The sequence below is a fragment of the Nocardioides marinus genome, from assembly GCF_013408145.1.
GTDB lineage: Bacteria > Actinomycetota > Actinomycetes > Propionibacteriales > Nocardioidaceae > Nocardioides > Nocardioides marinus.
On sequence record NZ_JACBZI010000001.1, the window covers coordinates 99,487 to 126,465 of the forward strand.

The 26,979-nt window shown below is 72.5% G+C and carries 25 protein-coding genes and 1 tRNA gene; 17 read left to right on the forward strand and 9 right to left on the reverse strand.

Annotated elements, in window-relative coordinates; all coding sequences use genetic code 11:
• Positions 1–74 precede the first annotated feature (74 nt).
• The 4 genes from topA to BKA05_RS00530 all read left to right on the forward strand — a co-directional run bounded on the left by topA (position 75) and on the right by BKA05_RS00530 (position 6,321).
• Positions 75–2,795 (forward strand): type I DNA topoisomerase, encoded by a 2,721-nt coding sequence (gene topA, locus BKA05_RS00515; protein WP_179529680.1) that lies wholly within the window; start codon positions 75–77, stop codon positions 2,793–2,795.
• A gap of 155 nt (positions 2,796–2,950) precedes the next feature.
• Positions 2,951–3,595 carry a dTMP kinase gene (gene tmk, locus BKA05_RS00520; protein WP_179529681.1) on the forward strand — a complete coding sequence of 215 codons (645 nt, stop codon included), beginning with the start codon at positions 2,951–2,953 and terminating at the stop codon, positions 3,593–3,595.
• Complete coding sequence (locus BKA05_RS00525; RefSeq protein WP_179529682.1) at positions 3,592–4,752, forward strand: DNA polymerase III subunit delta'; 1,161 nt, start codon at positions 3,592–3,594, stop codon at positions 4,750–4,752. The genes tmk and BKA05_RS00525 overlap by 4 nt, the downstream gene beginning before the upstream one ends.
• A 3-nt stretch (positions 4,753–4,755) precedes the next feature.
• Positions 4,756–6,321 (forward strand): alpha/beta hydrolase, encoded by a 1,566-nt coding sequence (locus tag BKA05_RS00530; protein ID WP_343045455.1) that lies wholly within the window; start codon positions 4,756–4,758, stop codon positions 6,319–6,321.
• A 102-nt stretch (positions 6,322–6,423) separates the two neighbouring features.
• Here the strand turns inward: BKA05_RS00530 and BKA05_RS00535 are convergent, their stop codons facing one another.
• The 3 genes from BKA05_RS00535 to BKA05_RS00545 are packed head-to-tail and all read right to left on the reverse strand — an operon-like array spanning position 6,424 to position 9,201.
• Positions 6,424–6,819 (reverse strand): limonene-1,2-epoxide hydrolase family protein, encoded by a 396-nt coding sequence (locus tag BKA05_RS00535; RefSeq protein ID WP_179529683.1) that lies wholly within the window; start codon positions 6,817–6,819, stop codon positions 6,424–6,426.
• A 38-nt stretch (positions 6,820–6,857) separates the two neighbouring features.
• Positions 6,858–8,207: a flavin monoamine oxidase family protein gene (locus BKA05_RS00540; protein ID WP_179529684.1), complete on the reverse strand. Its 1,350-nt coding sequence runs from the start codon at positions 8,205–8,207 to the stop codon at positions 6,858–6,860.
• 43 nt (positions 8,208–8,250) lie between these two features.
• The gene (locus BKA05_RS00545) at positions 8,251–9,201 is read right to left on the reverse strand and encodes a LysR family transcriptional regulator (protein ID WP_179529685.1); all 951 of its coding nucleotides are present in this window, start codon (positions 9,199–9,201) and stop codon (positions 8,251–8,253) included.
• Between the two features lie 100 nt (positions 9,202–9,301).
• Between BKA05_RS00545 and BKA05_RS00550 the strand changes: the two genes are divergently transcribed.
• Positions 9,302–9,487, forward strand: a complete 186-nt coding sequence (locus tag BKA05_RS00550; RefSeq protein WP_179529686.1) for a hypothetical protein — start codon at positions 9,302–9,304, stop codon at positions 9,485–9,487.
• Between the two features lie 70 nt (positions 9,488–9,557).
• A complete protein-coding gene (gdhA, locus tag BKA05_RS00555) occupies positions 9,558–10,904 on the forward strand; it encodes an NADP-specific glutamate dehydrogenase (RefSeq protein WP_179529687.1) in 1,347 nt (448 codons plus the stop codon).
• A 63-nt stretch (positions 10,905–10,967) separates the two neighbouring features.
• On the opposite strand, the gene BKA05_RS00560 is transcribed toward gdhA, so the two are convergent.
• Positions 10,968–11,480: a TspO/MBR family protein gene (locus tag BKA05_RS00560; protein ID WP_179529688.1), complete on the reverse strand. Its 513-nt coding sequence runs from the start codon at positions 11,478–11,480 to the stop codon at positions 10,968–10,970.
• A gap of 112 nt (positions 11,481–11,592) precedes the next feature.
• Here BKA05_RS00560 and BKA05_RS00565 point away from each other — a divergent pair.
• Positions 11,593–11,668: transfer RNA gene (locus tag BKA05_RS00565), tRNA-Thr, on the forward strand.
• 389 nt (positions 11,669–12,057) lie between these two features.
• Here BKA05_RS00565 and BKA05_RS19925 read toward each other — a convergent pair.
• Entirely contained in the window at positions 12,058–12,180 is a 123-nt protein-coding gene (locus tag BKA05_RS19925; RefSeq protein WP_281364554.1) for a hypothetical protein, read from the reverse strand.
• Between the two features lie 135 nt (positions 12,181–12,315).
• On the opposite strand from BKA05_RS19925, the gene BKA05_RS19315 reads away from it, so the two are divergent.
• From BKA05_RS19315 to BKA05_RS00585, 4 genes are all read left to right on the forward strand, one after another.
• Positions 12,316–12,801 (forward strand): VOC family protein, encoded by a 486-nt coding sequence (locus tag BKA05_RS19315; RefSeq protein WP_218842186.1) that lies wholly within the window; start codon positions 12,316–12,318, stop codon positions 12,799–12,801.
• A gap of 118 nt (positions 12,802–12,919) precedes the next feature.
• Complete coding sequence (locus BKA05_RS00575; protein WP_179529690.1) at positions 12,920–14,371, forward strand: LVIVD repeat-containing protein; 1,452 nt, start codon at positions 12,920–12,922, stop codon at positions 14,369–14,371.
• Positions 14,372–14,387: 16 nt separating this feature from the next.
• Positions 14,388–15,728 carry a molybdopterin-dependent oxidoreductase gene (locus BKA05_RS00580; protein WP_179529691.1) on the forward strand — a complete coding sequence of 447 codons (1,341 nt, stop codon included), beginning with the start codon at positions 14,388–14,390 and terminating at the stop codon, positions 15,726–15,728.
• A 10-nt stretch (positions 15,729–15,738) separates the two neighbouring features.
• Positions 15,739–16,122 (forward strand): nuclear transport factor 2 family protein, encoded by a 384-nt coding sequence (locus BKA05_RS00585; RefSeq protein WP_179529692.1) that lies wholly within the window; start codon positions 15,739–15,741, stop codon positions 16,120–16,122.
• Positions 16,123–16,137: 15 nt separating this feature from the next.
• On the opposite strand, the gene BKA05_RS00590 is transcribed toward BKA05_RS00585, so the two are convergent.
• Complete coding sequence (locus BKA05_RS00590) at positions 16,138–16,806, reverse strand: TetR family transcriptional regulator (protein WP_218842188.1); 669 nt, start codon at positions 16,804–16,806, stop codon at positions 16,138–16,140.
• Positions 16,807–16,945: 139 nt separating this feature from the next.
• On the opposite strand from BKA05_RS00590, the gene BKA05_RS00595 reads away from it, so the two are divergent.
• Genes BKA05_RS00595 through BKA05_RS00605 form a run of 3 tightly spaced genes read left to right on the forward strand, consistent with a single transcriptional unit; the run spans position 16,946 to position 21,251 of the window.
• Positions 16,946–18,520: a M28 family peptidase gene (locus tag BKA05_RS00595; RefSeq protein ID WP_179529693.1), complete on the forward strand. Its 1,575-nt coding sequence runs from the start codon at positions 16,946–16,948 to the stop codon at positions 18,518–18,520.
• Complete coding sequence (locus tag BKA05_RS00600) at positions 18,517–19,812, forward strand: alpha/beta hydrolase family protein (RefSeq protein ID WP_179529694.1); 1,296 nt, start codon at positions 18,517–18,519, stop codon at positions 19,810–19,812. Before BKA05_RS00595 ends, BKA05_RS00600 begins: the two co-directional genes overlap by 4 nt.
• Positions 19,809–21,251 carry a M28 family peptidase gene (locus tag BKA05_RS00605; RefSeq protein ID WP_179529695.1) on the forward strand — a complete coding sequence of 481 codons (1,443 nt, stop codon included), beginning with the start codon at positions 19,809–19,811 and terminating at the stop codon, positions 21,249–21,251. Before BKA05_RS00600 ends, BKA05_RS00605 begins: the two co-directional genes overlap by 4 nt.
• A gap of 7 nt (positions 21,252–21,258) precedes the next feature.
• On the opposite strand, the gene BKA05_RS20145 is transcribed toward BKA05_RS00605, so the two are convergent.
• Positions 21,259–22,725, reverse strand: a complete 1,467-nt coding sequence (locus BKA05_RS20145; RefSeq protein WP_179529696.1) for an ATP-binding protein — start codon at positions 22,723–22,725, stop codon at positions 21,259–21,261.
• Positions 22,726–22,976: 251 nt separating this feature from the next.
• Between BKA05_RS20145 and BKA05_RS00615 the strand changes: the two genes are divergently transcribed.
• Both BKA05_RS00615 and BKA05_RS00620 read left to right on the forward strand, forming a co-directional pair.
• Positions 22,977–23,342 carry a hypothetical protein gene (locus BKA05_RS00615; protein ID WP_179529697.1) on the forward strand — a complete coding sequence of 122 codons (366 nt, stop codon included), beginning with the start codon at positions 22,977–22,979 and terminating at the stop codon, positions 23,340–23,342.
• A complete protein-coding gene (locus BKA05_RS00620; protein WP_179529698.1) occupies positions 23,336–23,734 on the forward strand; it encodes a response regulator transcription factor in 399 nt (132 codons plus the stop codon). Before BKA05_RS00615 ends, BKA05_RS00620 begins: the two co-directional genes overlap by 7 nt.
• Before the next feature lie 55 nt (positions 23,735–23,789).
• Here the strand turns inward: BKA05_RS00620 and BKA05_RS00625 are convergent, their stop codons facing one another.
• Positions 23,790–24,527, reverse strand: coding sequence for an SDR family oxidoreductase (locus BKA05_RS00625; protein WP_179529699.1), 738 nt, complete (start codon positions 24,525–24,527; stop codon positions 23,790–23,792).
• Positions 24,528–24,588: 61 nt separating this feature from the next.
• Here BKA05_RS00625 and BKA05_RS00630 point away from each other — a divergent pair, with 61 nt between their 5' ends.
• A complete protein-coding gene (locus tag BKA05_RS00630; RefSeq protein ID WP_179529700.1) occupies positions 24,589–25,680 on the forward strand; it encodes an NAD(P)H-dependent amine dehydrogenase family protein in 1,092 nt (363 codons plus the stop codon).
• Between the two features lie 59 nt (positions 25,681–25,739).
• Here BKA05_RS00630 and BKA05_RS00635 read toward each other — a convergent pair whose 3' ends face one another.
• The gene (locus BKA05_RS00635) at positions 25,740–26,921 is read right to left on the reverse strand and encodes an acyl-CoA dehydrogenase family protein (protein WP_179529701.1); all 1,182 of its coding nucleotides are present in this window, start codon (positions 26,919–26,921) and stop codon (positions 25,740–25,742) included.
• Between the last annotated feature and the right edge of the window lie 58 nt (positions 26,922–26,979).

Sequence of the window (26,979 nt, forward strand, 5' to 3'; positions counted from 1 at the left end):
CGGCGCCGAGGCCCTCGAGGGCACGGTCCGCAGCAGCGAGAAGCAACCCCCCGATCGAAGGAACGACCAGCCCCGTGGCACACAAGCTCGTCATCGTCGAGTCCCCGGCCAAGGCCCGCACCATCGGCGGGTACCTCGGCCAGGGCTACGTCGTCGAGTCCTCCATCGGTCACATCCGCGACCTCCCCAACTCCGCCGCGGACACCCCGGCCAAGATCAAGGACAAGCCGTGGGGGCGGCTCGCGGTCGACGTCGACAACGGCTTCGAGCCCTACTACGTCGTGCCGCGCGACAAGAAGTCGCACATCTCCAAGCTCAAGGGCCTGCTCAAGGACGCCGACGAGCTCTACCTCGCCACCGATGAGGACCGCGAGGGGGAGGCGATCGCCTGGCACCTGCTCGACGAGCTGAAGCCGAAGAACATCCCGGTCAAGCGGATGGTCTTCCACGAGATCACCAAGGCCGCGATCCTCGAGGCAGCCGAGAACCCCCGCGAGCTCGCGATGGACCTCGTCGAGGCCCAGGAGACCCGCCGCATCCTCGACCGCCTCTACGGCTACGAGGTCTCCCCGGTGCTGTGGAAGAAGGTCATGTCCGGCCTGTCCGCCGGCCGGGTGCAGTCGGTGGCGACGCGACTGGTCGTGGACCGCGAGCAGGAGCGGATGGCCTTCAAGGTCGCCTCCTACTGGGACCTCGAGGGCACCTTCGACGCCGGCTCCAAGCACGAGCAGCGGATGTTCCCGGCCAAGCTGCACTCCGTCGACGACAAGCGCGTCGCGCGCGGATCCGACTTCGGCCAGGACGGCGTGCTCAAGGCCGGTGCCGAGGGCAAGGTCGTCCACCTCGACCGGCCGCGCGCCGAGGCCCTGGTCAGCGCCCTCGAGGACACGACGTACGACGTCCGCTCGGTCGAGGCCAAGCCCTACCGTCGCTCGCCGTACCCGCCGTTCCGCACCACGACGCTGCAGCAGGAGGCCAGCCGCAAGCTCGGCATGTCCGCCAGCGTGACCATGTCGGTCGCCCAGCGGCTCTACGAGAACGGCTACATCACCTACATGCGTACCGACAGCACCACGCTGTCAGGCACGGCCGTGAACGCGGCCCGGTCGCAGGTGCGCGAGCTCTACGGCGCCGAGTACCTCCCCGACGCCCCCCGCACCTACACCTCCAAGGTCAAGAACGCCCAGGAGGCGCACGAGGCGATCCGCCCGGCCGGCGAGTCGTTCCGCACCCCGGCCCAGACGGGGCTGACCGGCGAGCAGTTCCGGCTCTACGAGCTGATCTGGATGCGCACCGTGGCTTCGCAGATGAAGGACGCCGTCGGCCAGTCGGTGACGATCCGCCTCGGCGGCGCCGCGGCCACCGGCGAGGACGTCGTCTTCTCCGCGACCGGCCGCGTCATCACCTTCCACGGCTTCCTCAAGGCCTACGTCGAGGGCACCGACGAGGGCAAGGCCACCGACGACCAGGAGACCCGGCTGCCGCAGCTGGCCGAGGGCGACTCGGTGGCGGCGGCCAGCGTCACGGCCAACGGCCACGAGACCAAGCCGCCCTCGCGCTACACCGAGGCCACCTTGATCAAGGAGCTCGAGGAGCGCGAGATCGGTCGCCCGTCGACCTACGCCTCGATCATCGGCACGATCCTCAACCGCGGCTACGTCTACAAGAAGGGCACCGCGCTGGTGCCGGCGTGGCTGGCGTTCTCGGTGATCCGGCTGCTGACCGAGCACTTCCCGCGCCAGATCGACTACACCTTCACCGCCCGGATGGAGGACGTCCTCGACGAGATCGCGGCCGGCCGCAAGGACCGCTCCACCGAGCTGGCGGAGTTCTACTTCGGCACCGGCGACGTCGAGGGCCTCAAGACGCTGGTCGACGGCCTCGGCGACATCGACGCCCGCGAGCTGGCGACCTTCCCGGTCGGTGGCCCCGACTCCGGCATCAACCTGCGGGTCGGGCGCTACGGCCCCTACCTCGAGACCGCCGGCGGGCCCGACGACGGTGACGGTGCGGGCGTACGCGCCAACGTCCCCGACGACCTGCCGCCCGACGAGCTGACGCTGGAGAAGGCCAAGGAGCTGCTGGCCAACCCCGCCGGCGAGGAGATCGACCTCGGCGCGCACCCCGAGACCGGTCTGCGGATCGTGGCCAAGAACGGCCGCTTCGGCCCCTACGTCACCGAGCTGCTGCCCGAGGACGCCCCGAAGTCCGCGAAGCCGCGCACCGGCTCGCTGTTCAAGTCGATGTCGCTGGACTCCGTCTCCCTCGAGGACGCCGTCAAGCTGCTCTCGCTGCCGCGCGTCGTCGGCGAGGACCCGGAGTCCGGTGACGAGATCACCGCGCAGAACGGCCGCTACGGGCCGTACCTCAAGAAGGGCAGCGACTCCCGCTCGCTGACGTCGGAGGACCAGCTCTTCACGATCACCCTCGACGAGGCGCTGCGGATCTACGCCCAGCCCAAGCAGCGCGGCCGCGCCGCGGCCGCCCCGCCGCTCAAGGAGCTCGGCAACGACCCGGTCTCCGGGCAGCCGGTCGTGGTGAAGTCGGGTCGCTTCGGCGAGTACGTCACCGACGGCGAGTACAACGCCACCCTGCGCAAGGACGACACCGTCGAGGACCTCACCCTCGAGCGGGCCGCCGAGCTGCTCGCCGAGCGCCGCGCCCGCGGCCCGGCGAAGAAGGCGGCCAAGAAGGGCGCGAAGAAGGCGGCCAAGAAGTCGACGGCGAAGAAGTCCACGACCAAGAAGACCGCTGCGAAGAAGACGACGAAGAAGGCGGCGGCGAAGAAGTCGTGACGCGGCGTGAGGTTCATCGGGGCGCCGCTGGACCTGACGGATCCCCGATGCAGCTGCGTCGTCGCAGCGTGAGGTTCATCGGGCCGCCGATGAACCTCACCGCACCCGGCCGCCCCCGGCTCGCCGCTGTCCCCACCGCCCCGTAGGTTCACCCCATGACCCGGCACACGACCTGGCCCGGCCGGTGGACCGACACCGGCGTCTTCGTGTGCTTCGAGGGCGGCGAGGGCTCGGGCAAGTCCACGCAGTCGCGGCTGCTGCGCGAGCACCTCGAGGCGGCCGGTCACGAGGTGGTGCTGACCTTCGAGCCCGGTGACACCGCGGTGGGTCGCGAGCTGCGGCGCATCGTGCTCAGCCCCGAGACCGGGGAGCTGTCCGACCGCACCGAGGCGCTGCTCTACGCCGCCGACAAGGCCGAGCACGTCGACACCGTGGTGCTGCCGGCGCTGGCACGGGGCGCGGTGGTGATCACCGACCGGTACGTCGACAGCACGCTGGCCTACCAGGGCGCCGGTCGCACGCTGCCCGTGGCCGAGGTCGAGGACGTCGCCCGCTGGGCGACCGGCGACCTGCGCCCCCACCTCACGGTCGTGCTCGACCTGGAGCCGTCGGCGGGCCTGGGCCGCTTCGAGGGACGCGACCGGATCGAGGGGGAGTCGCTGGAGTTCCACCAGCGCGTCCGCGAGGCGTTCACGACGATGGCCGCGGCCGACCCCGACCACTACCTCGTGCTCGACGCGCGTGCCCCGATCGAGGAGATCGCCGCCACGATCCGCGACCGCGTGGAGGCCCTGCTGTGAGCGTCTGGGACGACCTGGTCGGCCAGAGGCCGGTCATCGAGACCCTCCGTGCCGCGGCGTCCGGGCAGGGCATGACCCACGCCTTCCTGCTCACCGGGCCCCCGGGCTCGGGCCGCTCCAACGCGGCGATCGCCTTCGCCGCCGCGCTCCAGTGCGAGAACGGTCCCGGCCCAGCCGCCGGGTGCGGCGGCTGCAACGCCTGCATCACCACGCTGGCCGGCTCCAACCCCGACGTGACCCGGGTGTCCACGGAGTCGGTGCAGTTCCGCGTCAAGGACGCCCGCGACATGGTCCGCAAGTCGGCGATGAGCCCGGTCAGCCACCGCTGGCAGGTGATCGTGGTCGAGGATGCCGACCGCTTCAACGACTCCTCGGGCAACGCCGTGCTCAAGGCCGTCGAGGAGCCTGCTCCGCGCACGATCTGGGTGCTGTGCGCACCGACCGTCGAGGACGTCCTGCCCACGATCCGCAGCCGCTGCCGGCTGGTCTCGCTCTCCACGCCGACCGCGCCCGAGGTGGCCGACTTCCTGGTGCGCCGGCAGGGCGTGTCGGAGTCGCTGGCGTCGTACGCCGCCCGCGCCAGCCAGGGCCACATCGGCCGGGCCAAGGCGCTGGCCACCGACGAGGCCACCCGCAACCGGCGCCGCGAGGTGGTCTCGCTGCCCGCGCGGCTGACCACGATCGGGGCCTGCATGCAGGCCGCCACCAACCTCGCCGAGGTGGCCAAGGAGGAGGCGGAGGCGATCACCACCGACCTCGACCAGCGCGAGAAGGCCGACCTGGACCGGGCCTTCGGCTACGAGGACAAGGGGCGCCGGCCGCGGGAGTACGCCTCCGCCCTGCGCGAGATGACCGACGACCAGAAGCGCCGCGCCAAGCGCCGGGTGCTCGACGTGGTCGACCGCAGCCTGATGGACCTCGTCTCGGTCTACCGCGACGCGATCGCGCTGGCGAGCCGGGCGCCGGGGCAGCTGGTCAACGAGGAGATCCGCCCCGACGTCGAGGAGGTCGTGCGCACCTCCACCCCCGAGCTCAACCTGCGGCGCATCGCGTGGGTCTTCGAGGCGCGCGAGCAGATGCTGGAGTTCAACGTGCCGGTGGCCTTGGCCCTGGAGTCCATGATGGTGGCGCTGAAGGTGCCCGAGGGAAGCAGGTAGACCGTGTCCACGACGACGACCCGCGTGGTGGCCGCCGTGGTGGCGCTCGCCATGGTGCTCGCCGGCCTCGGGGTGGCGCTCACCCTGTTCTTCGGCGGCGACGAGCCGGGGCGTGCCTCCGGGCCCGCGCCGACGACGACCCCGGAGCCGGGCGCCACCGACGCACCGTCCCCGGAGCTGGACGAGTTCTACGGCCAGCAGCTGGAGTGGAGCCCCTGCGAGCGCGACGACGACCTCGAGTGCGCGACGCTCACCGTGCCGGTGGACTACACCGACCCCGGCGGCGACACGGTCGGCATCGCCCTGCTCAAGCTGCCCGCGACCCGTCCGGCCGAGCGGATCGGCTCGCTGGTGGTCAACCCCGGCGGCCCCGGCGCGCCCGGCACGTCGTACGCCGCAGCCGCCGGCGTGGTCTTCCGTCCGGCCCTCTACCAGCGCTACGACATCGTCGGCTTCGACCCGCGCGGCACCGGCTCCTCCGACCCGGTCGACTGCGTGAGCGACGAGGAGCTCGACGCCTTCCTCTCCATCGACCCCGCCCCCGACACCCCGGCGGAGATCGACGGGGCCCGAGCGGACCTCGAGGACTTCTTCGCCGGCTGCCTGGAGCGCTCCGACGGGCTGGTCGAGCACGTCACGACCGTCGAGACCGCCCGCGACATGGACGTCCTGCGCGCGGCGCTGGGGGAGTCCGAGCTGGCCTACTTCGGCGCCTCCTACGGCACCAAGCTGGGCGCGACCTACGCCGAGCTGTTCCCCGAGAGCGTCGGCCGCTTCGTCCTCGACGGCGCCGTCGACGTGGCGGCGTCCTCGCGCGAGTTGACCCTGGGCCAGGCCGAGGGCTTCCAGCGCGCGCTGGAGGCCTACGTCGGCGACTGCGTCGACGGGGGCGGCTGCTTCCTCGGTGACTCGGTGGACGCGGGGCTGGAGCGCATCGCGACCTTCCTCGACGAGGTCGACGCCGAGCCGCTGCCCGCGGGCGACCGCGAGCTGACCGTCGGCAACGCCTTCTACGGCATCATCACCCCGCTCTACGTCAGCGACTACTGGTTCCTGCTGACCCAGGCGCTGCAGGACGCCTTCGACGGCGACGGCAGCGCGCTGATGGACCTCGCCGACCTCTACGCCTCGCGCAACCCCGACGGTTCCTACTCCGACAACTCCGCGGAGGCGATCTACGCGATCAACTGCCTCGACGACCCGAGCAGTGCCTCGGTCGAGGAGATCCGCCAGCAGGTCCCGGTCTTCGAGGAGGCGTCACCGACCCTGGGCGAGGTGTTCGCCTGGAGCCTCATCGGCTGCGTGGGGGACCCGCGCCGGGCCGTCGAGGAGGCGCCGAAGATCCGGGCCGAGGGAGCCGCCCCCATCCTGGTGGTCGGCACCACGCGCGACCCGGCCACCCCGTACGAGTGGGCCGAGTCGTTGGCCGACCAGCTGGCCAGCGGGGTGCTGCTGAGCCGCGACGGCGATGGCCACACGGCGTACAACTCCGGGAACGAGTGCATCGACTCCGCCATCGAGGCCTACCTGCTCGAGGGCACCGTCCCCGCCGACCGCACGTCCTGCTGATCAGCGGGCCGCGTACTTGTCGACCGGAACTGCCGCTTGTCGACCGGAGTTCCGTGAGACCAGCGGGTGTTTCACCACCCGGGTGGTGAAACTGCCCCCGGGCTACCGCGGCAGGACCGCCCGCACCAGCCCCAGCGCCGAGGCGCCGGCGAAGCCACCCATGGAGAACGCGTCGTCCCAGACGGCGATCTTGCCGTGCCGCAGCGTGAAGGTGCCGCGCACCCAGAACTCCGCGCGCCAGCGCCCGAGGGTCAACCAGTCGCTGCGGTCGGTGAGCACGACGTCGCCCTCGGCGGCGGCTGCGTGCATGGTGTAGCCGAAGCCCACCCCACGCTTCTCCATGCTCACCAGGGCACCGGTGGCCCGGCGCCCGCGCAGCGTCGGCAGGCCGGTGTTGCGCCACTCGATGTCGACGTCGAGCAGGTCCAGCGCGCTGCGGGAGTCACCCGCGGCCAGGGCGTCGAGGAAGGTCGTGACGACGGAGACGGGCTCGCTCATGGCTCCAGCCTAGGGCCGGGCCTCGCGTGGCGCGGTCGTCACAGCAGCCCCAGCACCTCCCGCGCCGTGGCCTCGCCGGAGAGCACGGCACCCTCCATGTAGCCGTTCCACACCGGCGAGCACTCGGCGCCGGCCCAGTGGATGCGGCCGACCGGCTCACGCAGCGCGTCGCCGAAGCCGGTCCACACCCCGGGCGCGAAGTGCGCGCCGTAGCAGCCGCGGGTGAACTCCTCGGCCGTCCAGTCGCGCTCGACGTACTCCACCGGGTCGGCGGCCTGCGGACCGAAGTAGCGCACCAGGCACTCGACCACGGCGGTACGCCGCTGGGCCGGCGAGCGCGCGGACCACTCACGGGCGGCGGCGCCCTCGAGGAAGCCCATGAGGATGCCGCGGTCGTAGCCGGGCGGGGTGTTGTCGAAGACCACCTTGACCGGGCCCCGGTCCGAGCCGGCCTGGCCGTTGAGACCCTCGTCGCGCCAGAACGGCCGGGGGTAGACGGCGTAGACCTTGATGACCGACCCGGCGGGGAGCTTCTGGGTCAGCTGGTCGCGCCGCGACGGCAGCAGCGGCTCGTAGCGAAGGCGGCCGGCCAACGTGGGAGGCAGCGTCACGACGACCCGCGACCCACGGAAGCGGTCGCCGTCCCGGGTCACCACGTCGACCCCGGCCGCGTCCTGCACCACCGCGGCCACCGGCCGCCCGAGTCGAACGTCGAGCTCCTCGGCCATCCGCTGCGACACCAGCACCGAGCCGCCCTCGACGCGGTCCTGCTGGGCGCCGCGGTCGACGGCCATCAGCGTGTCCATGTCGGTGCCGGAGCGGGTGTAGAAGAGCGCGTGCAGCAGCGAGACGTCGGCGGGCTGGCAGGCCAGGACGGCCTCGGAGTAGAGCTCGAAGTAGGCCCGTGCCTGCGGGGTGCGCAGGTTCCGGCGTACCCACGTGGCCAGCGTCTGCCCGTCGAGCCGGTCGGCGCCGGGGGTGGCCCACGGGGCGTCGAGGTCGGTGCGCCGCGCCAGCCGCCCGAAGCGGGTGACGCCCTGCGCGAGGTCGGCCAGCGCGACGGGGTTGAGCCGGGGGACGGCGCCCTTGCGTCCCGCCAGCCGCCCGGTACGCCGCCCGAGGCCGAACACGATGTCGCCGTCGTTCCACGTCGGCACCGTCCGCAGCCCGAGCTCGGCGAGGAGCGCGTACATCCGGTCCTGCGTGGGCCCGACCCACTGCCCGCCGAGCTCGACCCACTGCCCGTCCTCGAGAGTGCCGCCCTCGGTGCGACCGCCGACCCGGTCCCGGGCCTCGACGACCACGACGGAACGGCCCTCCGCGGCCACGGCGCGGGCGGCGGCGAGCCCGGACAGGCCGGCTCCCACGACGACGACGTCCCAGGTCATGCGGCCTCCTGTGCTCGATGCGCCTCCCGGGCGCTCTCGGAGGCTACGGGGTCGCGGGCGTCGCCGGGTGCCGCGAGGCGGTGGCCTCGGCGATCGACTGCATCCGTGCGGTGGCGAGCTCGATCATCAGGCGTGCGGCGGGGGAGAGCACGGCGCCCTTGCGGTGCACGATGGCGAAGGTGTCGAACTGGCGCGGCCGCAGCGAGACCCAGCCGGCGTTCGGCGCGAGCCGCGGCACGAGCTGCTGGGCGGCGCCCAACGGGATGACGGTGTCGGCGAGGCCGAGGCCGACCAGCTCGACGGCGGTCTCGATGTCCTCGACCTCGATGCGGGTCGCGGGGTTGCGGCCGGTCTCGTGCAGCATCCGGCGCAGGGTGGCGCGGGTGGAGTCGGTGGCCCTGAAGGTGGTCTCGGACATCACCAGCGTCGCGAGCGAGAGCCGGTGCGCGGTGACGGGCGTCTCGAGGCGGGCGGGCTCGGCGGTGAGGTAGACGAGCTCCTCGCGGGCCACGGGGATCACCTCCATGCCCTCGCTCTCGACGGTGGAGACGGCGAGCATGGCGGCCTCGAGCCGGCCGCGGCGCAGCTCCTCCATGACCTCGGCGGAGTTCTGCCCGACCAGCTCGACACGGACGCCGGGGTAGCGGGTGAGCACGTCGGCGATCAGGCTCGCTCCGGCGTACAGGCGGGCGATGCCGAACATCCCGAAGCGGATCGTCCCGGTCTCGAAGGACTTCACCGACTGCACGGCCTGGCGGGCCTCGTCGATGGAGGCGATGACCTGCTCGGCGTACGGGCGCAGGGTGTCGCCGACGGTGGTGGGGACGACTCCGCGACCGACCCGGCGGAACAGCTCGACGCCGAGGGTCTTCTCCAGGGCCCGGATCTGCTCGGACACCGACGGCTGGGCGTAGCCGAGGTGCTCGGCCGCGCGCGTGAGCGAGCCGTGCTCGTAGGCGGCGAGGAAACATGTGAGCTGGTGTACAGAAAGCATAGGGAAATCCTTGAGGACCGGCTGGAAAGACAGGCTACCCCTGTTCCTACTGGCGAGTCATGATTGTCCCGTCACCCGATCAGACTCCGAGGAGGTCCCGATGTTCATGTTCACCCACGACTGCACCGCCTGCGACCGCACGCAGCTCATCTTCCCGTCGATGATCACGGGCGCCACCCGCACCGACGCCGGCACCCAGGTCACCTTCGAGTGCTGGTGCGGCGCCCCCCAGACCGCGATCCGCGGCGGCGCGACGCGCGACGACCGGGACATGGTCGCCGCCTGAGGTCTCGTCCTCCCGGGCCGCCGAGCGGCCCCACCCCTCGAGGTCGGTCACGGATGCCTACAGTGCGTCCATGGCCGACCTCGACTCGTTGATCGCTCCCCACTACGACGTCGTCCTGGCGCGCAACCCCGGGGAGAAGGAGTTCCACCAGGCGGTCCTGGAGGTGCTCGAGACGCTGGGTCCGGTGGTGCGCAAGCACCGCGAGTACGTCGACTCCTCGATCATCGAGCGGCTCTGCGAGCCCGAGCGGCAGCTGATCTTCCGCGTCCCGTGGACCGACGACTCGGGCCAGGTGCAGGTCAACCGCGCGTTCCGCGTGGAGTTCAACTCCGCGCTCGGCCCCTACAAGGGGGGTCTGCGCTTCCACCCGACGGTCTACCTCGGCATCGTGAAGTTCCTCGGCTTCGAGCAGATCTTCAAGAACGCGCTGACCGGCCTGCCCATCGGTGGGGGCAAGGGCGGCTCGGACTTCGACCCGAAGGGCCGCAGCGACGCGGAGGTGATGCGCTTCTGCCAGTCGCTGATGACCGAGCTCTACCGCCACCTGGGGGAGTACACCGACGTGCCGGCCGGCGACATCGGCGTCGGCGGTCGGGAGATCGGCTACCTGTTCGGCCAGTACAAGCGGATCACCAACCGCTACGAGTCCGGCGTGCTCACCGGCAAGGGCCTCGCCTACGGCGGCTCCCAGGTTCGGACCGAGGCCACGGGCTACGGCACGGTCTACTTCACCGAGGACATGTTGGGCACCCGCGGGCACTCGCTGTCGGGTCGTCGGGTCGTGGTCTCGGGCTCGGGGAACGTCGCGATCTACGCCATCGAGAAGGCCGCGGCCCTGGGTGCGCAGGTGGTCGCCTGCTCGGACTCCAGTGGGTACGTCGTGGACGAGGACGGCATCGACGTACCCCTGCTGCGTCAGGTCAAGGAGGTCGAGCGAGGCCGTGTCTCCGACTACGCCGAGCAGCGGCCGAAGGCGCGCTTCGTCGAGGGCGGGTCGGTGTGGGAGGTGACGTGCGAGGTCGCGCTGCCGTGCGCCACGCAGAACGAGCTGGACGGCGATGCCGCCCGACTGCTCGCCGACCACGGGATCCTCGCTGTCGCGGAGGGCGCGAACATGCCCTGTACCCCTGAGGCGGTGGACGTCTTCGCCGAGCGGGGGGTGCTCTTCGCGCCCGGCAAGGCCGCCAACGCTGGGGGTGTCGCGACCTCGGCGCTGGAGATGCAGCAGAACGCCTCCCGCGACTCGTGGTCCTTCGAGCACACCGAGGAGCGGCTGCGCGCCATCATGGCGGGGGTGCACGAGCGGTGCGCGAGTGCCGCCGACGAGTACGGACGCCCCGGCGACTACGTCGCCGGCGCCAACATCTCGGGCTTCGTCCGGGTGGCCGATGCGATGCTGGCGATGGGCGTGGTCTGACGTCCCGGTGGTCGGGTGGTCGAGCAGTGAGGAGCGTCAGCGACGAGCGGGCGTCGAGACCCCTCAGCGGTTGAGCCACCAGATCGACGCGTTGAGGGCGGTCGCGAAGGCGACCCAGCCCAGGTAGGGGACCATCAGCCAGGCGGCGGCTCCGCTGCGGGCGCGGAACATGGTGATGGTGACCGTGACGGCCGCCAGGAGCGCCACGATCTCCACCAATGCCCAGCCGTAGGCGCCGGCACCGAAGAAGATCGGGGTCCAGGCGGCGTTGAGCACCAGCTGCCCGGCCCACCACCCGGTGGCCGCGTCGACGCCGGTACGTCGCCAGGCGAGCCACCCCGCCACGCCGATCGCCACGTAGAGCGCCGTCCACACCGGCCCGAACAGCCACGACGGCGGCGCGAAGAACGGCTGGTCGAGCGACTCGTACTCCGAACCGGCCGAGGACGACGCCGCTCCACCGAGGCCTGCGGCGAGCGCCACGGCCAGCAGGAACGGGATCAGCGTCCACCAGGCCGCTGGGCCTGACGTCCGGTCGGTGCCACGGTGACGTGCGGAGGTCGACGTACTGCTCATGTCGCGACCCTGCCCACGTCGACACGTCCCCTCACCACCCGGCCGGGCCTCGTTTTCGCGCCTCGCGACGGGCTCCCTATACTTCGTCGGGTTGCTCGCGCGCGGGCAGCGCGCCGCCTTAGCTCAGTCGGTAGAGCGAGTCACTCGTAATGACTAGGTCGTCGGTTCGATTCCGACAGGCGGCTCCATGTGATGTCTCAGGACATCGGAACAGGCCGAACCCACAGTTCTGTGGGTTCGGCCTTCACTTCTTTCAAGGGTGATGAGGCCGGGGGTCGGCCGGTCCTCAGTAGTCGCAGGTGGGGTCGATCGCCAAGTCGTGGGGGCCGGGGCAGGGCCGACTGGAGGTCCTGCTCGGCACCGGCTGCGGGCGACGGCCTCCAAAGCCGGCGCTCACCGAAAGTCCGAGATGGTGAGCTGTTCTCGGCCCGGCGGTGCGCTCGTCCAAGCGCCGGTCATCTCGCTGGACGCGCCGAGGACGAGCACGACACACCGCCGTCGCCCAGATGCTCGAGGCGCTCGGCGCGGGCCGGAACCACCTGTTGAGCAACAACCCGGACCTCGGCGTACGGCACGGTCACCCACCCTCCCTCGTCACGGGCTCGCCACAGGTGGGGCAGAGCACGGTCTCGCTGGGCTGGCCGGTCTCGGTCCGGCCGCGGGTGCCGCAGAAGTCGCAGACCCATCGTTCGCGTTCCATGCCTGCACCCTCGACCGCGGCACCGACAACCCGCTTAGGTTGGCGCCGTGGCGCGCTGCATCCCTGAGGAGCCGACGTTCGTCACCGAGTCCGAGCGGCTCGTCGGCCGCTCGCCCGAGCCCTAGGGTCGGCTCCGTGACGCACACCGCCCCAGGTCCGATCGCCCAGGTCTGCTGGGTCGTCCCCGACATCAGCGCGTCGGAGTCCTTCCTCGCGACGACGCTCGGGGTCGGCGCGTGGACGTCGATGGGGGAGGTCCGGTTCGGGCCGGACGAGGCAACGCACCGAGGCGCGCCGGCCGACTTCACGGTGCTGGTCTCCCTGGCCTGGGCGGGGGACCTCCAGGTCGAGCTGATCCAGCCCCTGGCCGGCGAGTCGCTGTACGCCGAGTTCCTCGCCGAGCACCCGGCAGGCGGCCTGCACCACGTGGCGATCGAGACCGAGGACGTCGACGCGTCGGTCGCGGCCGCGGGTCTGCCGGTGCTCTCGGAGGGGTCGATGGCCGGCGGGCTGATGCGCTTCGCCTACCTCGACGGCGCAGCCCACGGGGTGCCCTTCGTCGAGCTGCTGTGGCTCTCGGAGGAGATGCGGGAGATCTTCGCGACGATGCGCCGCGGCTGACGCAGGCAGTGGCCGGCCGACTCGCCGGCTGCGCCCGGGGGGCTCGCGGACCGTCCGTCCCCGTCTCGCTGGCTGCGGATCGGTGATGCCGGTCACACGATCCCGGTAGCCTCGACCGGTGCTGACCGCCACCCGCCCGGCCGCGCGGCGCCTGCTGCTCGCCACGGCCGCCCTCGTCCTCGGAACCGCCACCTTCGCCGTCGCCGACCTCGGGACCGCCGCCGACCTCGAGCCACGCCCCACGCCGCAGGCCCGCTGCACGGGCGCGAACGACCTCCCCGAGACCGCGCAGCAGGGGCGGGTCGCGCTGGCCGACTACGTGTCGGGCAGGGCGGCACAGGGCTACCGGTGCAACGCGGCCCAGGTCGCCCACCACGGCACCTCGGGAGGCTTCAAGGTCGAGCGCTACACGGACCGGACGGGACGTACGTGCGCCTACTACGACTCCACCCTGCTCTTCCCGCGCGACGTTCTCTTCAACGCGGTCGAGGGCCTCGGTGTCATCACCCTGGACATGACCGATCCGCGCAACCCCGTGCAGACCGCCACGTTGACCTCGCCCGCCATGTTGAGCCCGCACGAGTCGCTGCTGGTCAACAAGAAGCGCGGCATCCTCGCCGCCGTGCTCGGCAACCCCGCCACCAACCTCGGCATCGTCGACCTCTACGACGTCGGCACCGACTGCCGCAGCCCCGAGCTGCTGTCCTCGACCCGCTCGGCGGCCTTCGGGCACGAGAGCGGGTTCACCCGTGACGGCCGCACCTTCTGGGTCGCCGGCACCACCGGCGGCAACCTCACCGCCGTCGACATCAGCGACCCGCGGGAGCCGGTGCAGGTCTTCGAGCAGACCGGCGTCCGCTACCACGGGCTGCGGCTCTCCAAGGACGGCCGCACGATGTACGTCGCGGTGACGGGGGGCTCGCAGGGCGCCATGAGCACCGCCGGCCTGCGGGTGCTCGACGTCTCCGAGGTGCAGGACCGGCGCCCCGATCCCGACGTCAGCGTGATCTCCGACCTGACGTGGCAGACCGTCTCGATCCCGCAGTCGGCCGAGCCGTTCACCCGCGGCGGGCGCCACTACCTGCTCGAGACGGACGAGTACGCCGACTACCAGGGCGACCGCGAGATCGGCGCCGCACGGATCATCGACATCGAGAACCCGAAGCGCCCGAAGGTCGTCTCCGACATCCGCCTGGCCGTCCACGAGGCCGGCTTCGGCAGCGGTGAGCAGGCGCTCGATCCCGGCGCGCTGATCCCGGTGCAGGGCTATGCCGCCCACTACTGCTCGGTCCCCTACGTCAAGAACCCCAAGATCGTGGCCTGCTCCATGATCCTCTCGGGCCTGCGCGTCTTCGACATCTCCAACCTGCGACGCCCGCGCGAGATCGCCTACTTCAACCAGCCGGTCCTGCCCGGCAGCGGCACCCTGCAGCCCAGCGCGGTCGGGGCGTTCGCGATGGCACGACCCGCCTGGGACGTGAGGCGTCGCCACGTCTGGTACTCCGACGGGAACTCCGGCTTCTACGTCGTCGCGCTGCGCGGGCCGGCCCGCAAGCTGCTGCGTCGCTGACGGCCCCGGTCGGATCATGCGTTCGGTCCCCGTCGGGCACGCCGCCCGGTCCCTCGCTGCCGTCGGGCTGGTGGAGCTGGCCCTGGCCACGCGCGGTCGCAGCGTGCTGGACGACCTCGGTGAGGTCGTCATCGACCACGCCCCGCTGCCGCTGATCGAGCTGGGCGTGCAGCTGATGGGCACCACCGACAAGCCGCTGCTGCGCCTGCAGTCGCTGGGTGCCCTGGTCGCGGCGGGTACGGCGGTCGGGCATCTGGCGCCGGCGGGTGAGTCGTCCGATCGGCGGCGTACGGCCGTGCAGGCGGGCGTCGGCCTCGGGGCCCTGGTCGCCGCTCGGGCCGTCCTGGCGCGGCAGCAGCCGCAGGCGCGAGCCGACCTGGCAGGAGCGCCCGTCACGGACCCCGACGACGGCGCGGACGGCTGGGCGAGCACCCCGCTGGTCACCCCCGTCGAGGACTTCTACGTCACCGACGTGACGATGCGCGCGCCGGTCATCGACGCCGACGGGTGGCGCCTCGAGGTCGAGGCCGCGGACGGCACCCGTGCGGTGGTCGACGCGGCCCGGCTCGCGGGCCTCCCGCGGCAGGAGCGTCAGGCCCTCCTCGCGTGCGTCCACAACCGTCCCGGCTGGGACCGTCTCGGCCAGCAGTCCTGGACCGGCCTCCCGGTCCCCGAGCTGCTGGCCGCGCTCGGGCTGCCGGTCCCGGACGCCGCGGACGACTCGCTGGACCTGGTGATGGAGGGGGCCGACGGGCTGGTCATGACGCTGCCGTGGCCCGACGTCGTCGCCCGCCGCTCCTGGCTCGTCACTGCGATGGGCGGGCGGCCGCTCACCGCGGCGCACGGCCACCCGGCGCGGGTGCTCACCGCCGGCCTGCCGGGGCAGTACGGCGGACCCAAGTGGGTCACCGGGCTGCGGCTGCGCCCCACCGGGTCGGTCACCGCCACCTGGGTCGCCCGCGGCTGGCCGCGCGGGCCGGTCCTCGTGCCGATGATGGCCCGCATCGACTCCCTCGGGACCGTCGGCATGCCCCCGCGGCTGCCCCGCCGACCCGTGCCGGTCCAGGCACGCGGCGAGGTCAGCGGCGTGGCCTGGGCCCCCGCCCACGGCGGCGTGGCCGGGGTCGACCTGCGCGTCGACGACGGCCCCTGGCAGCCCGCCGAGCTGGCCGCCGACCTGGGTGCGGACTCCTGGCGCCGCTGGCGGGCGCCGCTCGACCTGGCGCCCGGCACCCACGAGCTCGCCGTCCGGTGCCGCGCGGGCGACGGGACCGTCCAGGCCGGCACCGGCCGACCGCCGTACCCCTCGGGCGCCGACGGCTTCCACCGCGTGCGGGTGAAGGTCGCCCGGGCCTAGGGTCGGGTCCGTGGAGACTCCCCGCACCGTCCAGGCCTGGCACGCCCTCGCCGCCACCCGCGACCCTGCCGGGCTCGGTGCCCTGCTGCACGAGGACTGCGTGTTCCGCTCCCCGGCGGTGCACGCGCCGCAGGTCGGCAAGGAGCTGACCACGGCCTACCTCTCGGCCGCCCTCGTCGTGCTCGGCCCGACGCTGACCTACCAGCGCGAGTGGTACGCCGAGGACTCGGCGGTCCTGCAGTTCACCGCCGACCTCGACGGGGTCGTCGTCGAGGGGATCGACATGATGACCTGGGGGGCCGATGGCCGGATCACCGAGTTCACCGTGATGGTGCGACCGGTCAAGGGCCTGCACACGCTGATCGAGAAGATGGCCGCCCAGCTCTTCGGCTGAGTCGCGGGCGACCGGTCAGGTGGCGAACGCCCGGCTGACCCAGACCGCGACCGAGTCGCGGGTCCCCGGCAGATCCGGTGTCGGTGTGTCGAGCGCGTCGGAGGCCAGCTGGCGTACCCCGTACAGCGCGGCGATGTAGGCCGCCTCCGGCAGCACCTCGCCCTGCGTGCCCACCCACTCCCGGTGCTTCTGGTGCAGCAGCTGACCCAGGCCGTGCAGGGCCTCGCGCCGGCGTCGGCGAGCCTCTGGTCCCAGGGAGTCCATCTCGACCTGGAAGGCCCGCGCGACCACGAGGTCCTGCTCGAGGACCTCGAAATAGGAGTCGAGCACGGCCCCGACGTACTCCTCCCACGTCCGACCCTCCCCGTGGACCGCCACCAGCCGCTCGATGAAGACCGCGATGAAGCGGTCGTAGGCGGCGAAGATGCAGTCCTCCTTGGTCTCGAAGCACTCGTAGAAGGCGGCGAGGGAGGCGCCGGCGCGCGAGCAGACCGGTTTCACGCCGACGGCGCCGGGTCCGCCGTGGGCGAGCAGCTCGGTCGCCGCGATGAGCAGTCGGTCGCGCTGTCGGGCGAGGACCTCCGAGCGGGGCAAGCGGTGCCGCCCCCGGGGCAGTGGGTCGGGCACGGTGAAGAAGACGCCGTCGGTGATCGGCGTCGGGTCGGGCTCGGAGCCTGTGGGCACGGGCGGAGTCTAGGAGCACCCCGAGGGGCGGGCGCTGCTGCGGGGCACGGTCGCCCGGTGGATCGCACCTCGCGGTGTGACGGGCGTAACTGATACAAGTAGCGCTCGTTATCTTTATGTGCGATCACCTGGAGACCCCATGACCCACCTGCTGTCGCGACCCGTCGTCGTGCTGCTCGGCGCTCTCGTCGCCCTTGTCCTGGCGGCGGGTTCCCTGCCGGCCGGGGCCGTGTCGCCCGCTGCACGCGGCGCCGTCGACGGACCCTCCCGGGAGGCTGCAGCCGTCACCAGCGTGGTCGAGCCCTCGCGCCGCGACATGCTGCGCACGGTCAAGGACCTCGTCGCCCTGTCCCCGCGCAAGACGGGCACCGCGAAGGGCCGGGCTGCGGCCCGCTACGTCGCCCAGCGGTTCAGGGCGGCCGGGATGGACGAGGTCTTCATGGAGAAGTCGACCTCCTACTCATGGAGGGTGCGCCACGACAGCCTGCGGGTGGCCGGTGAGCGCATCGACCAGACGCCGATCTCGTTCTCCTTCATCACCGGGCCCACCGGCACCGGTCGTCGGAGCCTGGGCCGGGAGGGCCTCACCGCCCCGGTGGTCGATCTCGGTGGTCTCTCCACCACCGAGATCGCCACGCTGGACCTGTCGGGCAAGATCGCGTTGGTCGACGTGAAGTTCCTGACTCCCCTGGCCGCGCTGTCGCCGTTGATGGAGTTCATCCACGACCCGTTCGGGGAGATCATCGACGCCCAGACCCTGCTCACGCCGAACCCCTACATCACCTCGCTGTCACAGACGATCGACGCGCTCCAGCTCGCGGGCGCGGCGGGGATGATCGGGGTGCTGGCCGACTACTTCGACTCCAACGAGTACCACAACGAGTACTACCGCCGTTCGCCGATGACGATCCCCGGCTACTGGGTCACCCGGGGGGAGGCGGTGAGGCTCCGCGAGCTGCTGGCCACCGACCCCCGCGCCACCATGCGTCTCGACATCGTGCGCCGCGAGGTGACGGCGTACCAGCCCATCGGCATCCTCCGGGGCCGTACCGACGAGACGATCATGGTGCAGTCCCACCACGACTCGATGGGGCCTGGTGCCGTCGAGGACGGCACCGGGACGGCCGAGGTCATCGCACTCGCCGACCACTACGGCTCGCTGGCCCGACAGCCCGGCGCCCAGCTGCGTGACAAGACGCTGATGTTCACCACCTTCGAGACCCACTTCACCGGGTACCAGGCGCACATGCACTTCGTCGAGAAGTACGTCGACGACCCGGCCTCGCCCTACGACATCGTCCTCAACGACACGATCGAGCACGTGGCGCGCAAGGGCCAGGTCGCGGCCGACGGAACCCTGCTGCTGCTCGACGAGTCCGAGCCGCGCGGGTTCTTCGAGAACATCGCCGCCGACGGCAAGGTGATGCTCGCCCGCTCGATCGTCGAGCACGGCATGAACGCCACCACGATCTTGAACGGCACCGTCATGACCCCCGTCGGCGTGCCCACGGACGCCTCCTTCACGATGGTCGCCGGTGTGCCGACGGTCAGCCTGATCGCCGGTCCCATCTACCTCTACGACTCCGCCGACACGATGGCGGCCGTCGACAAGCGGTCGATGGTGCCGGTCTTCCGGGTGAACCGGGATGTCATCGAGTGGGCGGAGCAGACCCCCGCCGCTCTCATCGGCCTGCCGACCGGAGTCCTCGGATGAGGGGGCGCGGGAGTCTGCGGGCCCTGCTGCTGAGCATGCTGCTGACCACCGCTGCGGGCCTGGCCGTGCCCGCCGCTGTACCACCGGCCGGCGCCACGCTGCCGGCGTACGACGCCTCCGAGACGCGGACGGCACCGCTCTCCGCCGCGCCGCCGACGCAGGCGGCCGGCCGTGACGGGAGGACCGGTAGGCCGGGACGCCTGCTCTCCCGTCGACCTGCGGGGGAGACGAGCCGGGTCGCCGGTGCGCGGCGCGCCCTGGAGGTCCGGTACACCACGACAGACCGTCGGGGGCGGGTCGTGCCCGCCTCGGGCCTGGTCCTCCTGCCCGCCGAGCGACGCACGGCTGCCCCTCTGGTCATCTACGGGCACATGACCACGGGCGCCGCGGACGCCTGCGCGCCGACGCGGGGCACGCCCGACTCCACCGAGCTGCGGCGGATGCAGCAGGGCGACCGCGTGGCCGCGGCGCTCCTCGAGGGCGGCGCCGTGGTGGCGCGCCCCGACTACGAGGGCTTGGGTGTGCGCGGTCCGCACCCCTACCTGCGGGGCGAGTCGTTGGCCCGCTCGATGGGCGACATGGCCCGCGCGGTGCGACGCGCGTTCCCGGAGGTGGGGAGGCACTGGGTCGCTGCCGGTCATTCGGAGGGCGGCGTCGCGGCGCTCAACACCGGAGCGCGCACCGGCCCGGCCGCCCGCATCCCCGGACTCCTGGGCGTCGCCGCCATCACCCCGGTCACCCAGGTCGACATCCTGGCCACGCTGCTGGGGGATGCGCCGATCGCGAGCGCCCCCGTCAACGTCGTGGTCTCCCTCGCCGCCCTGATCCTGAAGGGCCAGGCCACCGAGGACCGCGCCCTGCGGCGGCTGCTCCTGCAGCAGGGCGGTCTCTCGCCCGAGGCGGTGGCCCTGTGGCCGGACCTGGAACGGCTCTGCCTGGAGGACCTCGGGGGAACCGACTCATGGGGCGGGTTGTCGCCCCAGCAGGTCAAGGGGCCCCGTGGTGACGAGGCGCTGGAGGAGATGAAGAACAAGCTGCGTGCCGACGACGTACGTCATCTCACGATGCGCCTCGGCCTCCCGATCAGGATCGACGCAGGCGCGCTCGACAGCGTCGCGCCGCTCCCGCTCACCATCCAGCTCGCGGAGGAGTACCGAGCCCGCGGCTACCCCGTCGACCTCGCGCTCTGGCCCGCGGAGCACTCGCCGACCGCTGACCAGGCGGCCCCCGAGCTCGCCGCCTGGATCCTCGACCTGTTCCAGACCGCTGGCGACCCCCGGAGCGTGCGATGAGTGTCGACCGACGAAGCCTGGTCGCGGGCACGATGGCCGCTGCCGCCGCCACGGCGTTGAACGGCCCCGCAGCCAAGGCCCTTCCCCAGCGGTCCCCGGGCCGCGCCGGACGTCCCGATCCGATGGCACCTGCGAGGCTGCACCGCCGGGTGCGCGAGCTCTGCGACTTCCAGCCGCGCTGGGCCGGGTACCGGGCCGAGCGCCAGGCGGGTGCCTGGCTCGCGCGTCGGCTCCGCGATGCCGGCCTCGACGTCGAGGTCGACCGCTACACCTTCCGCAAGTGGCAGCTCGACGGCTGGCGCACGACGCTGCTCTCCGCACAGGGTCGCCGCGTCCTGCCCTCGTTCCCGATCTGGTCGACCGCCGCCGGCCGCGGCACCGCGCCCCTGGTCGACGTCGGACTCGGCACCGAGCCCGAGCTGCTGGCCCGCGACCTCACCGGGGCCGTCGCCGTGGTGACCGGGAAGGCCCTGCTCAACGTCTTCGCGAGCTACCCCGACACCTACCACCGTGCCGCGGAGCTCGGAGCGGTGGCGATGGTCGTGACCTCCGACGCTCCGGACAACCTGATCCGACCGACCTCGTCGGGCCGCAACCTCCTCGACGAGAACCCGATACCGGCCTTCCAGCTCGGGGCGCAGGACCTCGCCGCCGTGCGCGCGGCGGCCGGCGAGGGTGGTCGACTTCGGTACCGACTGGCCGCCGAGCACCGCGACGGCACCACCCGTGACGTCGTGGGCCACCTCCGTGGGTCGGGTGAGCTGCCCGGCACCGTGCTGGTGTGCGCGCACTACGACGCGTGGTTCACCGGGGCGCTCGACAACGCCACCGGGGTGGCGGGCCTCATCGGTCTCGCCGAGCACTTCGCGGCACTCCCGCGGTCGCAGCGACCGCGCGACATGGTCTTCGTCGGGGTCACCGGGCACGACGCGGGCTACCCGCACCTCGGTCTGAACCACTTCGTCGCCAGCCGGCCCGAGCTGATGGCCGACGTGGACCTCTTCGTGAACCTCGACCACCTCGCCGCCCATGGTGACGAGCACGTGAGCGGCACCGGACTGACCGACATGCTCGGACTGCAGGTCGATGTCGGCGTCCAGCGGCCCGGGGACGAGGAGCGCGCGCTGTTCACCACGCGGCATCCGGCGCTCGCCGCGACGTTCCTGCCGCACCTGGTCGCCCACGGGCTCCTGCTCACCGCTGCCGTGCCCACCATCCCCGAGGTCAACGCCAACGGGGACCTGGAGGGCCTGGTCGGAGCCCTCGGGGTCCCCAGCGTCAACCTCACGATGGCCACCCCGCACTACCACACCGTCGAGGACACCCCGGCTCGGATCCCCGCAGGTCAGCTGGCTCGCTGTGTCCGGGCGCATCGTGACTTCCTGACCGACGCCATGGCGTTGCCGAGGGAGGTGCTGCGGGCGGGGATCGGCTTCTGAGAGCGGCTCACGCCGGGGGCGGGCCGGCCTGCAGCACCAGCTCGAAGCAGCTGCCGCCGGGCTCGGACGAGAGTCGCAGGTCACCACCGTTGGCGAGGGCCAGGGCACGGCTGATGTGCAGCCCCAGGCCACGGCCGGAGACGGTGTCGGCGGTGTCCGGGTGCCGGGTGCGCCGGCGGAACACCTGGTCGCGGAAGTCGTCGGGGATCCCCGGCCCGTCGTCCTGCACGGCGACGACCACCCGACGCTCGCCGTCCGGGGTGGCCACGAGCCGGGTCGCGCCTCCGGCGTACTTGGTGGCGTTGCCGAGCAGGTTGGCCAGCACCTGGTCGAGGTGGCCGGGTTGGATGAGCGCGACGAGGTCGTCGGCGCAGTGCACCTCGGGCTGGGCGCCGGCCGGCTGCGCCGCGGCGGCGGCCTGCAGGTGCGGCCCCAGCAGGGTCGGCTCGGGCCGGGCCGTCAGGCCGCCCGGGTTGGCCTCGACCAGCGCGACGATGTCGTGCAGGACGCCGCCGATCTGGTCGGCGTTGCGCTGCACGACCCGGACCGCCGGCAGCGCCCCGTCGGGGTCGCCCTCCTCGAGGGAGTCGACGGCGACCTCGGCGTACCCGGTCACCGCCGCCAGCGGGTTGCCCACCTCGTGGGCGAGCATCCCCATCAGGTCGCTCTTGAACTCGCTCACCGCCTCCAGCTGCCGGTTGGTCTCGACCAGCTCTGCGGCCATCGCGGCGTTCTCGCGCAGCGGCTCGAGCAGCACCGCGCGCTGCATCAGCGCGTACAGCGGGCCGAGCAGCAGCACGAACCACGCCCCGGCCGTCCAGATCGCCGCCATCAACCCGCCGGTGAGGACGACCCCGGCCTCGTTGAGGTGGTAGCCCGGGCTGGTCAGCTGGCTGCGCAGCCACTGCTCGTCCTCGGCGTGGTTCAGCCATGCCGACCCCGCGAAGAGCGCGCTCTCCACGACCAGGAACACCGCGGCCGCGACCAACAGCGTGCCCAGCCCCCCGCGCCCGTCGCCCTGCATCCAGTTCGGCAGGCCGCCGAGCACGAGTCGCGGGACCAGCGAGGCGGCGGTGCCGGCCAGGACCAGGAAGGCCGCCGAGCCCACCCACTTCCACAGCGGCGCGCGCAGCCCGCGCCAGCGGGTGTGCGCGTAGGTGAGGGGTACGACGACGAGCAGCCAGGCGGCGGGCAGCACCATCGCGCAGGCGAAGGCCCACGCCGACAGTGCCTTGTGCGGCTGCTGCCCACGCGCGAGCCCGCCGACCAGGACCCGGCCGATCTCGACGTTGAGCGCCGACAGGGCGACCAGGACCGCACAGGTGAACCAGTCCGGCGGGTGCGCGGACACCAGTCGGTCCGCGCCCCACGGGCCGGTCAGCGCCAGCGGCGCCGCAACGGCGGCGACGCCGGCGAGCACGAGGTAGACCTGTTCGCGACGCGGGGCGTCGCCGAACGCCAGGTGCGTCGTCACGGTGGCCCCCTTCTGCCGCGGCGGACGCCGGTGGACGACGTCACGGTGATCGCGCCACCCAGGCTAGGGCGTGCGGCGCGCCGGTCGCCGGGGAACGCGGTCCCTCGACGGTCGCCGCGCGCCACCGGACGCACAGATGGTACGTACGTCAAGTTTTGGTCGACGTGCGCCAGACCAGGTGGCGCCGGCGGCAGATCCGGCGGATCATGGAGGGTCCACCCCGCCGCGCGTCCCGAGCCCCAGGAGGCCCGATGATCCTGGCCGACATCCCGATCCCCGACCTCGAGCTCGAGGCGCACGACGGCCTGGACGTGCCGCACGACATGGTGGCGCTCGCGGAGCCCCTCGAGCCGGGCCAGATGCTGCTGCTGCGCACGCTCGACGGCGTGCACCGCTGCGCGGAGGTCGTCGGGCTGGACTTCACCGCGACCGAGACGATCTACCGGTTGACCTACGGCGACCCGGTGGCGCCGGAGATGGCCGCAGCCCTGGCCCGGCCGCCCCGCTCGGCGCTGCGGCACTGGGTGGACGACATCGACGTCGAGGTGCTCCTCGGCGAGCTGGCCACGGCTCGGCGTACGGCGACCTCGCGGCAGGTGTCCGAGTCGTCATGGTGACGCCCGGCCGGATCCTCGTCGCCGAGCGCGACCCGGAGCTGCTGGAGCTCGTGGTGCCGGTCCTGCGGCTCGCGGGGCACCGCGTCACCGCCGCCCGTGACGGCCTGCAGGCGCTCGGGCTGTGGCGCAACCAGCCCTTCGACCTCGTCGTCCTCGGCATGGTCCTGCCCCGCCTGACCGGGCTGGAGGTGCTGCACGAGCTGCGCGCCGACGCCGAGCGGACCCAGTCCGCGGTCATCATGCTGTCCTCGCTGGGGACCCGCGAGGAGGTGCGCACCGCCGTCCTGGCCGGTGCCGACGAGGTGCTGGCGACGCCGTTCACGGTCCAGGTGCTGCGCACCCGCGTGGAGGAGCTGCTGGCCGAGCGGGCCCTGGTCGGCGCCTCCACCTGAGCCCGAGCCCGAGCCCGAAGCTCTGAGCCCGGGCGGGGCCTGATCGGTCGCCCGATCAGGGGTTGGTCGGGATGTGCATCACCGTGCCGCCGTCGACGGTGAACTCCGAGCCGGTGCAGAACGCCGACTCGTCGCTGGCGAGGAAGACCACGAGCCCCGCGACCTCCTCGACCGTGCCCGGACGCCCCAGCGGGATGGGGATGAGGTCCGCAGGCATCTGGTCGGTGGCGGGCGTGCTGATCCGGCCGGGGTGCACGGAGTTGGCGCGGATGCCGTGGGGCGCCAGCTCCATCGCCACCGACTTGGTGAGCCCGGTCAGGCCCCACTTCGAGGCGACGTACCCGTGCGCCCACGGGGTCCCGCGCAGTCCCTCGATGGAGGAGGTGTTGATGATCGAGCCGCCGCCGGAGGCGATCATCGCGTCCGCCGCGGCGCGGCAGCCCAGGAAGGCTCCGGTGAGGTTGACGTCGAGCATCTGCTGCCACAGCTCGCGCTTGTAGCGCTGCAGCTGACCGCCGTTGAAGATGCCGGCGTTGTTGAACAGCACGCTCAGCGAGCCGTACGTCGAGGTCGTGGTCTCCACCGCGGCCCGCCAGTCCTCGTTGCTGGTCACGTCGAGGTGGACGTAGGTCGCATCGGGTCCGAGCTCGTCGGCCAGGGCCTGACCCTCCTCGTCGAGCACGTCGCCGATGACCACCTTGGCGCCCTCGGCGACCAGCCACCGCGCCGTGGCGCCACCGATGTTGCGCGCACCGCCGCTGATGAGCGCGACCTTGCCGTCCACACGTCCCATGGGAGCGAAAGTAGCGTAGGTTGACCGTGAAATAGAACACGTTCTACCGATCGGATCTCCCATGGCACCGTCCCCGACCCGGGTCGTCCAGGTCGCCACCGGCAACGCCGGCCGGCTCACGTTGCGCCAGCTCGTCACCGACGAGCGCTTCGAGCTCGTCGGCGTCAGCACCTCGACGGCAGACCGGGTCGGTGTCGATGCCGGCACCCTCGCGGGCCTCGACGTCACCACCGGCGTCGCCGCGGTCGGCAGCCTGGACGAGCTGATCGCGCTGCACCCCGACGTCGCTGTCTACTGCGCGATGGGCGACACCCGTCCGGTCGAGGCGACCAAGGACGTCTGCCGACTGCTCGAGGCCGGCATCGACGTGGTGGGTTCCGCCCCGGGGACCCTGCAGTACCCCTGGGGCACCGCGCCCGATCGGGTCATCGAGAAGGTCGAGGCCGCCGCAGAGGCCGGCGGCGCCAGCCTCTACATCACCGGGGTCGACCCCGGCTTCGCCAGCGACCTGCTGCCGCTGGCCCTGGCCAGCACCTGTCAGCGCATCGAGCAGATCCGCTGCTACGAGCTGGCCGACTACGCGACGTACGACGGGGCTGAGGTGATGTTCGACCTGATGGGCTTCGGCCAGCCGATCGACACCGTGCCGATGCTCTTCCTGCCCGGGGTGCTCGCGCTGGCGTGGGGCACCGCGATCCGGATGATGGCCGCGGGTCTCGGCATCGAGGTCGACGAGATCGTCGAGCGCTGGGAGGTCGAGCCGGCGCCGGAGTCCTACGACATCGCTGCGGGCCGGATCGAGCAGGGGACGATCGCGGCGATGAAGTTCTCCATCTCCGGGATCGTCGCCGGGCACCCGGCGGTCGTCGTCGAGCACGTCACCCGCACCCGCGAGGACCTGCGCCCGGACTGGGCCCACCCCGCGGCCGGTGGCGGCGCCTACCGGGTCGAGATCGTCGGGGAGCCGTCGTACACCGTGGACGTCGTGCCGAGCAGCGAGCACGGTGACCACAACCATGCGGCGATCGTCGCCGCCTGCGGCCGCATCGTGAACGCCATCCCCGACGTCGTCGCCGCGCCGCCGGGCATCCGCACGACGCTGGATCTTCCGCTGCCCACCGGCCGCGGCACGTACGTCGGCCCGCGCCCCTGAGCGGGTCCGGCTCGTGTGGCCCAGCGCGGTCCATGCGCCGCGCTCAGCCACACGAGGCGCTAGGAGAGGTGCGTGATCGAGTCGTCGGGCTGGCGGTCGAGGTGCCGGGCGATGACCATGCGCTGGATCTGGTTGGTGCCCTCGAAGATCTGGGTGACCTTGGCCTCGCGCATGTAGCGCTCGACGGGGAAGTCGCGGGTGTAGCCGTAGCCGCCGAGGACCTGGACGGCGTCGGTGGTGACCTTCATGGCGTGGTCGGTGGCGACCAGCTTGGCGATGCTGGCCTCGCGGCCGTACGGGAGGCCGGCGTCCTTGAGGCGGGCGGCGTGCAGGGTCGCGGCCCGCGCGGTCTGGATCGCGGCCTCCATGTCGGCGAGCAGGAACCCGAGCCCCTGGTGGTCGAGGATCCGCTGGCCGAAGGCCTCGCGCTCGCGGGCGTAGGCCAGTGCGTGGTCCAGCGCCCCCTGCGCCAGGCCGGTGGCGACCGCGGCGATGCCGAGGCGCCCGGCGTCGAGACCGGCGAGGGCGATCTTGAGGCCCTCGCCCTGCTCGCCGACGAGGTGGTCGGCGGGGATGCGGGCGCCGTCGAGGCGCATGGTGGCGGTGGCCGAGCCGGTGAGCCCCATCTTCTTCTCGGGGGCGTCGGCGGACAGGCCGGGGGTGTCGGCGGGCACGAGGAAGCAGGAGATGTCCCCGCGACCCTCGCCGGTGCGGGCCATGACGGTGTAGAAGTCGGCGTGGCCGCCGTGGGTGGTCCAGGCCTTGGCCCCGGTGAGCACCCACCCAGCGTCCGGCCCGGAGCCGTCGCGGACGGCCTTGGTGCGCATCGCGGCGGGGTCGGAGCCGGCGTGCGGCTCGGAGAGGCAGTAGGCGCCGAGCAGGTCGCCGGCCAGGAAGTCGGGGAGCCAGCGCTGCTGCTGCTCGGGGGTGCCGCGGGTGGCGAGGGCGAAGCAGGACAGGGCGTGCACCGACGTACCGACCCCGACGGAGGCCCAGACGGTGCCGATCTCCTCGAGCACCTGGAGGTAGACCTCGTAGGGCACCCCGCCGCCGCCGAGGTCCTCGGGGTAGGGCAGCCCGAGCAGCCCGGCGCGGCCCAGGGTGCGGAACGCCTCGCGGGGGAAGACCTCGTCGCGCTCGGCGTCGGCGACCAGGGGCGCGAGCTCGGTGGTGACGATCTCGCGGGTCAGGCGGAGCAGGTCGGCGTGCTCCTCGGTGTCGAGGACGCGGCGGGCTGGCATGGCGACTCCTTCGGCGCTTTCCGGGTGCGGCGCCAACCTACGTCGCTAGCCTGGAGGG

Coding starts and splice junctions, on each gene's coding strand:
- BKA05_RS00625 (WP_179529699.1), bottom strand. CDS start 24,527: ATGGGACGTGTGGACGGCAAGGTCGCGCTCATCAGCGGCGGTGCGCGC.
- BKA05_RS00560 (WP_179529688.1), bottom strand. CDS start 11,480: ATGAGCAGTACGTCGACCTCCGCACGTCACCGTGGCACCGACCGGACG.
- BKA05_RS00595 (WP_179529693.1), top strand. CDS start 16,946: ATGACCCACCTGCTGTCGCGACCCGTCGTCGTGCTGCTCGGCGCTCTC.
- BKA05_RS00540 (WP_179529684.1), bottom strand. CDS start 8,207: ATGACCTGGGACGTCGTCGTCGTGGGAGCCGGCCTGTCCGGGCTCGCC.
- BKA05_RS00635 (WP_179529701.1), bottom strand. CDS start 26,921: ATGCCAGCCCGCCGCGTCCTCGACACCGAGGAGCACGCCGACCTGCTC.
- BKA05_RS00605 (WP_179529695.1), top strand. CDS start 19,809: ATGAGTGTCGACCGACGAAGCCTGGTCGCGGGCACGATGGCCGCTGCC.
- BKA05_RS19925 (WP_281364554.1), bottom strand. CDS start 12,180: ATGGAACGCGAACGATGGGTCTGCGACTTCTGCGGCACCCGCGGCCGG.
- BKA05_RS00630 (WP_179529700.1), top strand. CDS start 24,589: ATGGCACCGTCCCCGACCCGGGTCGTCCAGGTCGCCACCGGCAACGCC.
- BKA05_RS00615 (WP_179529697.1), top strand. CDS start 22,977: ATGATCCTGGCCGACATCCCGATCCCCGACCTCGAGCTCGAGGCGCAC.
- BKA05_RS00545 (WP_179529685.1), bottom strand. CDS start 9,201: ATGCTTTCTGTACACCAGCTCACATGTTTCCTCGCCGCCTACGAGCAC.
- gdhA (WP_179529687.1), top strand. CDS start 9,558: ATGGCCGACCTCGACTCGTTGATCGCTCCCCACTACGACGTCGTCCTG.
- BKA05_RS00550 (WP_179529686.1), top strand. CDS start 9,302: ATGTTCATGTTCACCCACGACTGCACCGCCTGCGACCGCACGCAGCTC.
- BKA05_RS00580 (WP_179529691.1), top strand. CDS start 14,388: ATGCGTTCGGTCCCCGTCGGGCACGCCGCCCGGTCCCTCGCTGCCGTC.
- BKA05_RS00600 (WP_179529694.1), top strand. CDS start 18,517: ATGAGGGGGCGCGGGAGTCTGCGGGCCCTGCTGCTGAGCATGCTGCTG.
- BKA05_RS00620 (WP_179529698.1), top strand. CDS start 23,336: ATGGTGACGCCCGGCCGGATCCTCGTCGCCGAGCGCGACCCGGAGCTG.
- BKA05_RS00535 (WP_179529683.1), bottom strand. CDS start 6,819: ATGAGCGAGCCCGTCTCCGTCGTCACGACCTTCCTCGACGCCCTGGCC.
- tmk (WP_179529681.1), top strand. CDS start 2,951: ATGACCCGGCACACGACCTGGCCCGGCCGGTGGACCGACACCGGCGTC.